Origin of the sequence: Methanoculleus chikugoensis (assembly GCF_900095385.1) — an archaeon.
GTDB lineage: Archaea > Halobacteriota > Methanomicrobia > Methanomicrobiales > Methanoculleaceae > Methanoculleus > Methanoculleus chikugoensis_A.
Window position 1 is genome coordinate 20,430 of record NZ_FMID01000010.1, and the last position, 8,461, is coordinate 28,890.

Genomic DNA, 8,461 nt, shown 5'->3' on the forward strand with positions numbered 1-8,461 from the left:
CGTGCACCTCAGGCGGCTCCGCCGCCCCCCATCACCGTTCGTTCATCCTCGGTGAGATGGGCGAGCACCTCTTCCGTCGGACCCAGCTGGATGATCTTGCCTCCCCGCATGAGGGCGACGCGATCGCAGATATCTCTCACGAACTCCATATCGTGCGAAACCACGATAAATGTCTCGTCCATCTCTTCGCGGGCGTGGAGGATCGAGTGTTTCACGTCGATCTTCGTGATCGGGTCCATGGTCCCGGTCGGTTCGTCGAGGACGACGAGCAGGGGCTCGCGGATGAGCACCTGGGCGAGGGCCACCCGGTGCTTCTCGCCTTCGGAGAGCTGGCTCGGATAGCGGTCCAGGATCTCCTTGCTCTTCTCGGGGGTGAACCCGGCCATCCCGAGGGTGATGATCGCCTTCCTCATCGCAAGTTCTTTCGGGAACTCGAGACCGATGGCGTCGGTGAGGTTGTCGAGCACCGTCCTGTGCGGGTAGAGGTCGTACTCCTGGTGGAGGAGCCCGATGTAGCCCTTTGCCCGGCCGCGGTTCTCGATGCCGGGTTTCGTCATATCGATCCAGTCGTCGCCGATCCGGATGTTCATCTCGCCGCTGGTAGGCTCGAGGATCCCGGATATGATCCGGGAGAGGGTCGTTTTGCCCGCCCCGCTCTTGCCGATGATCCCGAAGATCTCTTTCTCGCCGACGTCGAACGAGACGGTGTTGACCGCCCGGACGACGCCCCGGTCGACCGAGAGGTAGCGCTTCACTACGTCCCGGGCGACCAGGATCTTCTCGCCGACCTCCCCGACCTGGTGCTGCTCGACGTCGCTGTAGTTCTCCATGAACCGGCCGATGACCTCTCCCGGGACGCCGATCCCCTTGATCTCTCCGTTCTCAAGGAGGATTGCCCGGTCAGCCACGTCTTCGATGACGTTTGAGAAGTGGGAAGTGACGACCATTCCCATATCGTTTACCCGGGCGCTCTCGATGAGCATCCGGTGGACGAGCGTGGCGGTCTCCGGATCGAGCGTCCCGGTCGGTTCGTCCGCAAAGAGCATGAACGGGTTCTTCGCGAGCTGCCGGGCGAGCACCACCCGCTGCTTCTCGCCGCCGGAGAGGTCGCGGGCGATATGCATCATCCGGTGAGAGAGCCTGACCTGGTCGATCAGGTCGGCGGCCCTGCTGACGGCCTTCTCGCCCGGGTAGCCGACGTCGTCGAGTGCTCGCAGAACGTTCTCGATCACCCGGTCGTCGCCGTAGAGTGCGAACGTCCGCTGGAACATGATGGCGGTTCTCCGCATGATCCGCCGTTTCATCGTCGCGTTCTCTTCGGCCCAGAGATCGATATCCGCCGGTTCCATCTTGCCCCCGCAGACAGGACACGGTTTTCCCGCCTCGCTCGGGACATCGATGTAGTCGCATCCGTCGCAGACGGCGACATGATAGATGATTGCACCCTGTGTCGGAGGCTGGTCGACACCCCGCATAAGGTGCATGAGAACGGTCTTGCCGGCGCCGCTTCTCCCGATGATACCGACGGTCTCTCCCTCCGCCACCTCAAAATTGATGTTTTTAAGCACGGCAGTCCCGTTGAACTCCATGCAGAGATTCTTCACCGTAATAAGTGGGGTCATCTTGAGATCCTCGTTAAACTAATCTTCTTCTGGTATCATATTAGGGTTTATATTGTTGCACTTTTCCCGGGCGCCGCGGTATCCGTGAGGAGTTCTGCCACGATACCGGGCACCTCGCTGACGTTGTGGATCACCCGATCCACGCTCGCATAAAGGACGGCCGGTTTCCGGTCCGACTGCTGTTCGGTAAGCACCGCGAGATCTGCTTTCCGAAAGGCATTCAGGTCGTTGATGGCATCTCCAACCATAACAACGTTATCGTACTGCTCTTTGAGGTCTTCCACGATCCGTGCCTTCATCGAGGGGGTTGCGACACCGTAAACCCTCTCCCGGGGGATTCCGAGGTAGTCGCCCATCCGTTCGAGTTTTGCGACGCGGTCGCCGGATGCGATGTATGCGGGAACGCCCATCCGGTGCAGTTCGGTGATGGTCTCTTTCGCGCCCTCGAACGGCCTTCCGCCGGTCGTCACCGTGAACTCGATGCCGGGGATGTCCATGTTCAGGATCACGCCGCTGTTCATGGTGACGATCGACTCTCTCTTGCAGCAACTCCAGACCTGTCGGATGCATGCCTGCAGGTCGCCGATGCGGGCGCGTTCATCGTTGTAGAGGAGATTCCCGACCTCTTCGGCGGGGATGACCCGGCGGGAACAGGCCACCCCGAATCCGACCGACTGTTCCAGGAAGAACCTGGAGAGGCACTGGTCCTCCGGCGCCTCCATGACGTCCCGGGAGTGGAGGTGGAGGACGACAAGCACTCGCGCATCCGACCCGAAGGTGATGGTCGTGGTCTCGACCTCGGTCAGCATCTCGTCGTGGAGGATGTCGCGCGCTACGCGGTAGGTCCGCAGAAGTGTGCCCGCGCTATCAAAAACAACGGCTACCGACATATTCTCACGTCAATAAGTCTATGTAGTCTCTTGCCCTCTCTTCAATGAAGACGTATGGTATTGAGTGAGACGGCAGCAAGCATAAAGAATATGGAGATCCGGGGCGCCGGCAGGATCGCCCGGGCAGCGGTGGAGGCACTGGCCGATTATGCCCGAAATCTCGAGGTATCCGACCCCGAGACCTTCAAGCGTGAGATGCAGAAGGCGGCCGATCTCCTCACCGGAACCCGGCCGACCGCCGTCTCGCTCCCGAACGCTGTGCGCTCCGTGATGCGGGCGCTCGACTCGTTCGACTCGGTGGAGGCCGCACGGGACGCGGTTCTTGCCCGGGCGGCGGAGTTCGTCGAACACTCGGAGCATGCAATCGAGCGGATAGCGGAGATCGGGGCACGCCACATCTCCGACGGCGACGTTCTCCTGACTCACTGCAACTCCGAGGCGGCGCTCGGGTGCATCCTTGAGGCCCACCGGCAGGGGAAGGAGATCGAGGTCTACGCGACGGAGGTCCGGCCCCGCGGTCAGGGGCTCATCACGATCAGGACGTTGAACGACGCCGGTATCCGGACGAACTACATCGTCGACTCGGCGGTCCGCTACTTCATCAACGACGTCGATCTCGTCTTCGTCGGCGCCGACGCTATCGCGGTGAACGGCGCGGTGGTGAACAAGATCGGGACCGCCCAGATTGCGCACGCCGCAAACGAGGCCCGGACGAACGTCATCGTCGCGGCCGAGACCTACAAGTTCGCGCCGAGGACAATCCTCGGGGAACTGATCGAGATCGAGGAGCGGGATCCCTATGAAGTGCTCCCCCGCGAGGTGGCGGAGAAACTCCCCTTCGTCCGGGTCCGAAACCCGGCGTTCGACGTGACGCCCGCGGAGTACGTCGACCTGATCGTCACCGAGCAGGGGGCGATCCCGCCGGGGCTCGCGTTCACGGTGATAAGGGATTATCTCGGGTGGAAGATCGAGGAGTTGCGGTAGGCCCGGATTCCCCTACCGGAGGGGGGAGTCGGCACGGCTTTCGGCAACCGTTCCGTTCCAGGGAAGAAAAGATACCGTAATGTCCGCTGCCCCATCCGGAACACCGGAAGGCGCCAGTGCCTCGCCGGTGAGCGTGTAGCACACCGCCCGGCCGTCGCGATTCGCTTCGACGAGTCCGTCTGCGGTGAGCTGCCGCATGTGCCAGGCGACCGTGGAACGCGAGATGCCGACGATCTCAGCCAACTCCGACTGCATGATGCCGGGTTTTTCAAGGAGAAGGGCAAAAATCTGCCGACGTGTGCCGTTCTGGAGGTGCAGGCATACGACCTTCTCGGCCGTATCATAATCGCCGTTTCGGAAGTAGCCCACCCTGTCGTCTCGATACAGGGCACTGACCAGACCGGCCTCCCGGAGACGGGAGAGGTGGTAACGGGTGGTTCCCCTGTTGATCCCGGTGACACGGGCAATCTCCGCGGGCGCGATCCCGGGGCGGTCCCGGATACAGGCGTAGATCCGGGACCGTTTCTTGTTGTCCAGGGGGCAGCGTGAGGTCCGGTAACCGAGGTAGGCCATGGCGCCGGCGGAATAGACGAGTTCGAAGGGCATCGCGAGGAGCGGGCAGTGGAGGAGGAGGAGGATGGTGAGCAACTCCATCGGCGGGTAGGACCAGAGCGGCATGAAGAACTCGTCGTCGATGTAGGTAACATCTGTGGGGAGTTCGGCAGGGCCCGGTTCGACGATGATCACTGCTCCTGCCGGGTTCCAGAGGAAGAAAAGCAGGGTCAAGAAGAATAAGGGTACCTTCCCGTACAACTCAACCCGCATCGACAATGAACTCCTTCAAGATTAATATCCTACGTTCAACGTATAATCCGTTCCCTCCTCCGGAACGTCTTCCCCGAAGATCAGGAACTTCCACATGCCAGACGGCAGGGAATCGGATCCCGAGAGGGCGAGAGAGATCTTCTCGTCCATCCTTCTGTCGACACCGTCACGGTACGGGCCGAGCACGCCGCTGCCCGGCGGGGTTATGGTCAGGGTGAGAGAATCGGTTCCGGAATGCTGGTGCCCGCTCCAGTCGAGGTAGACCTGCAGGGTCCTCACACCCGACGGCACCGACTTCCAGATGGTCTGGTACTCGCCCGGGTGTATCGTGCCGCCGACCGACCGGAGGAGCTCCACCCTGTCGCTCAAATCGTCGGCGGGAACTACCGCAATCCCGGCGGCGGGCGTGCAGGGCAGGGCTGCAGCGCCGGAGACGAGGAGGAGACCGGCAAGCAAGGCAACAACAATCCTTTCTCCAACCTGCGCACTGCACTTCGTTACATTCATGATACCATCATGCACTACGTCCGAAACCCTGACCTTAAACTTTCTGTGCTGAGCATCGAATCGTCATCGGGAAGTCCTCATCACCTTTTTCATCGAATAAGCCTCTGATACCTGCAATACGGACGACATGGAGACATTCCAGTGGAAATTATCCCTGGGCGCAATTCTGAAGGCCGGAATGGGGTTCAGGATCAATACCGGAGAATTTCCAGGGGATGTCAAAAACCGGCAGTTTTAGTGGCGCCCCTGGAGAAACCAACCTGTGACAAGGGGATTGTGCGCGCTCATCAAGGAGGCGTGAACCCCGGCTGGTTCTTCGCAGTGTGCGGCTATCGCCGGAGTTCCGATCCCCGGGTTCACGGTTCCCCCGAAGCGATCCTCGAGGATACGCCCGGCAGGATCGGTCGAGCATTGCGGCGCTGACCATCTGTCCGATCGTCTTCTTCGCCGTCGCGTACACAAGGCTCATGCGGATGGATATCCGGTGACGGCGGAAGGTGGGACTGCCCGGTGCGTGCAAGGCTGGTGCGCGCGCATCGCCGGTCCGCGGGCGGTCGGGCCGGATGTACTTCCGTAAAATAACCGGATTTGCGGATCAGGGAGAGGTGTCGCGAATTCCGGTCCGAAGCAGACCTCCGTGCCCCTGAGAGGGCGCAGGGTCAATTTCCCCTGGAGATCGGTCGCACGGCTCGTGAATAGAGGCCATCGCTGTAAATCGAGGAGAACCGGTGAGCCGGATACACCGCTGACAATTCGAGAGCGAGCACAGAAACGTTAAGAGAAGCATCGCCGATGTCTCCATCAGGGATACCGCATGCGGTATCCCGCGGGGCCGGGTGTCTCGATTGGCGTCGTGTCCCGGCTCCCACGGGGTGCCCGGAGGGCAATGGTGCTGTTGGCATCCAGAAGGGATAGCCGTTGCAGTTCCACGGCCTTTTCCACGCACACGCGTATAAAGAAGAAATAAAACCATGAATCCAAGACATCTCTTTGGAATCACCATCTTCGTCGTGGTGGTGCTGACCACAGGCGCAGCCTTTTGCGCTGGCGGGGGTGCAGAAGCGGTTCTCTCTGCGAGTACTGCTCAGGAAACGCTACGAATTGTTCCCGGTAATTCAGGGATGTCTGAAGAAGAGTTCGTGGCCTATGCTGAGAGGATGAAGCAGAAATACGGTCCGGAGGCCGTGAGTGCATTAAGACTGCACATCCCTGACGAAACCCAGGGTCCATCTCACGGATCGAATATCCGATATCTGTCGGCCTGGAATAGCACTCTGGAAGTCCGGGACGATGATGGGGCGATCCTGGCCGGCTCAGACAATGCACTGGTCCTCTATGCGTTAGACCTGACCGACGAGCAGGGCAGAGATCATTACTACTGGTGGCAGTGGGGCACTGCGAAAAACCGCGAGGATATCTGGATGAACGATGCTTCAAACCTTCGAAACTTCTGGAGCCGGGTAGCGTTCGAGAACTCTTCATCAACCCTGTTATTCTACGCCCCCGACTCGGATATGCATGGTATTGAGAATACAGTCACCTTGCGTTTCGGGCCCGAGTTTTCGGGTCCCGACTGTCACAGTATCAGTAAGGAGTTTGTCCTCCACCAGGGCAAGATCAGGCCGAAACCAGGTGAATGCCGGGTGGGAGGCGCCGGCAAGTATGCGGTCGACTGGGTTGGGAATTATGAAGGGACACAGTCAATCTATGGTATCTGCGAAGAGAGGCGGGAAGATGGCGTGGGTTCTGCGGCCCTATGGACCTACAGCCTGACGACAGGTCAGTTTTAGGAAGCATGGCCCTGCAGAAAACAGGACCGCCGGGATGCACGCTCGCCTCCGGCCTGCAGCCGGCATCCCGGCCGAGTACCGGAGTATCAGGCTCCTGCAGATGCAGGACAGATCGTGTCCCCGGTTCCGGGACCTTCGAATGCCCTGACGTGTCGATGATCGGCACAGAAAAGGTATTAAGAGGAACAACAAAGCCTCAATCGGTGATACTGCATGCGGTATCCCGCGAGGGCCGGGAACCTCGATTGGCGTCGGGCCCCGGCTCCCACAGCGTGCCCGGGGGCTGATGGTGCTGGCGGCTGCGAACAGGGATAGCCGTTGCGGTTCCGCGGCCTCCTGGAGCATGCGTGAAAGGGGAATCGAATCATGAAACAGAGCAAAATCTTCAGAATATGTGCTGCAGCTGCCATCGGCCTGCTTCTGGTTTGTATGGCGGTGGTGCCGGTCAGCGCAGAGAACGATCCGACCCACATTATACCTGTCGATGGGAATTCGACACGCATCACGCCCGTAGATCCGGACCTGACCACCATCATGTCCGTTGGCGGGAACCTGACATGGGTCCACATCATACCCATCGACGGTGGTTCGCTCGTCATCGACGAAGGAGGAGGGACAGATTGCACCGCATATGCAGGCTCATGGTTCGTCGAGAACCATGTACCGGGATCGGTTTACCGGTTCATCGTGGAGTGCGAATACGCCGACACCAACCGTGCAATCGGAGAGACAGCCGAGTTCCGGCTGGAAGGGCCGGATGGTGCGGTAGATACATGGTCCATAAACGACACCCCGTTCTTCAACGACGACTGGAAAGGGACGCTGTCAGTGGACTTCATGCCTGAGCGTCCCCGTGCGTACCACTGGGAGATCGCGTGTAGTAAAGGCGGAGAGAGCGCTTCGTCGCGCGGGGATCTCATCTTCCGGTAGGAGATCAGCCGAAAGAGGATGAACCGTATAATCTCTGAAAAGTGCCCGGCGATATCTCATTTGATGTCCTTGAGGGGTGGCTCCTGTAGGGTGTAGCAATCTAATGAGCAGCAGGTAACATCATGGCCAGCATAAACGCGTTGACTGCCGGTATCGTAATACTGGCCTTCATAGCCGGAACCGGGGCCGGTTATCTCATTACAGCACGGAATGGAGCCCCCACAGCAGGGGCTGAAGGGACGTGCCCGGCAGAGGTCACGTCCCTCAATATACTGACCGTGGCGCTTAATGACCCGAAGGTCATCGGATTGCTGGGCAACAAAAGTATTGGCGCAATCGCGTTCTCACGAGGCACCTATAGCGAACAGGATATGAATTATACCCAGATCGTCTTTCGTCTCCAGGATCCTGACCCCGACGACCACATGACCGCCTCGATGATTGTTGTTCAGATCAACGATTCCTGCAAGGTATACTCCGTCTATGAGACATATCCATCGTATATCCCCAAGATTGTCCCGGAGACGTAAGAGTGGTCACTTGAAGAATCTCAGAGCCAGAAGGGTCCGCACCCAGAGGAGGGCATGAGGAATATGAGGAGTAATAACCGGCCTTGTGGTCTCACCGAGGCAGCCCATCATCCTTTTAAGGGCATTCCACGACCCCTAGCAATCCGGATAGGCGAGGAGATTGCATCATTCGCCGGCGAAACCGACCCAAAGAAGCATCTCAAAAGATTGAAGGGAGCGAGCAACCCCCCGTTCTACTCACTCCGGATCGGGGACTACCGGGTGCTTCTCTCGATCATAGACGACCTCCTGGTGATCCATGTCATCGCAGTCGGGCATCGGAGCAAGGTGTATCGGAGGTTCTGAGCGAGGGGTCTCTGCAAGAGGGCGCCGGGCTTGCCTCA

General features: G+C 59.6%; 9 protein-coding genes. 5 read left to right on the top strand and 4 right to left on the bottom strand.

The window, feature by feature from the left end; all coding sequences use genetic code 11:
• Window positions 1–8: 8 nt before the first annotated feature.
• The gene (gene atwA / locus L21_RS02050) at window positions 9–1,622 is read right to left on the bottom strand and encodes a methyl coenzyme M reductase system, component A2 (protein ID WP_074368840.1); all 1,614 of its coding nucleotides are present in this window, start codon (window positions 1,620–1,622) and stop codon (window positions 9–11) included.
• 47 nt (window positions 1,623–1,669) lie between these two features.
• Entirely contained in the window at window positions 1,670–2,512 is an 843-nt protein-coding gene (locus L21_RS02055) for an HAD family hydrolase (protein WP_074368841.1), read from the bottom strand.
• A 54-nt stretch (window positions 2,513–2,566) separates the two neighbouring features.
• Here L21_RS02055 and L21_RS02060 point away from each other — a divergent pair, with 54 nt between their 5' ends.
• Window positions 2,567–3,496, top strand: coding sequence for a ribose 1,5-bisphosphate isomerase (locus L21_RS02060; RefSeq protein ID WP_074368842.1), 930 nt, complete (start codon window positions 2,567–2,569; stop codon window positions 3,494–3,496).
• Between the two features lie 12 nt (window positions 3,497–3,508).
• Here L21_RS02060 and L21_RS02065 read toward each other — a convergent pair whose 3' ends face one another.
• Window positions 3,509–4,321 carry a winged helix-turn-helix transcriptional regulator gene (locus L21_RS02065; protein WP_074368843.1) on the bottom strand — a complete coding sequence of 271 codons (813 nt, stop codon included), beginning with the start codon at window positions 4,319–4,321 and terminating at the stop codon, window positions 3,509–3,511.
• Window positions 4,322–4,342: 21 nt separating this feature from the next.
• On the bottom strand, window positions 4,343–4,828 hold the full coding sequence (locus L21_RS02070; protein WP_074368844.1) for a hypothetical protein: 486 nt from the start codon (window positions 4,826–4,828) through the stop codon (window positions 4,343–4,345).
• Window positions 4,829–5,799: 971 nt separating this feature from the next.
• Between L21_RS02070 and L21_RS02075 the strand changes: the two genes are divergently transcribed.
• From L21_RS02075 to L21_RS02090, 4 genes are all read left to right on the top strand, one after another.
• Window positions 5,800–6,618 (top strand): hypothetical protein, encoded by an 819-nt coding sequence (locus tag L21_RS02075; RefSeq protein ID WP_074368845.1) that lies wholly within the window; start codon window positions 5,800–5,802, stop codon window positions 6,616–6,618.
• A 366-nt stretch (window positions 6,619–6,984) separates the two neighbouring features.
• Window positions 6,985–7,548 (top strand): hypothetical protein, encoded by a 564-nt coding sequence (locus L21_RS02080; RefSeq protein ID WP_074368846.1) that lies wholly within the window; start codon window positions 6,985–6,987, stop codon window positions 7,546–7,548.
• 122 nt (window positions 7,549–7,670) lie between these two features.
• Window positions 7,671–8,078 (top strand): hypothetical protein, encoded by a 408-nt coding sequence (locus L21_RS02085; RefSeq protein ID WP_074368847.1) that lies wholly within the window; start codon window positions 7,671–7,673, stop codon window positions 8,076–8,078.
• A 54-nt stretch (window positions 8,079–8,132) separates the two neighbouring features.
• Window positions 8,133–8,423: a type II toxin-antitoxin system RelE family toxin gene (locus tag L21_RS02090; protein WP_305954465.1), complete on the top strand. Its 291-nt coding sequence runs from the start codon at window positions 8,133–8,135 to the stop codon at window positions 8,421–8,423.
• The last annotated feature ends 38 nt before the right edge of the window (window positions 8,424–8,461 follow it).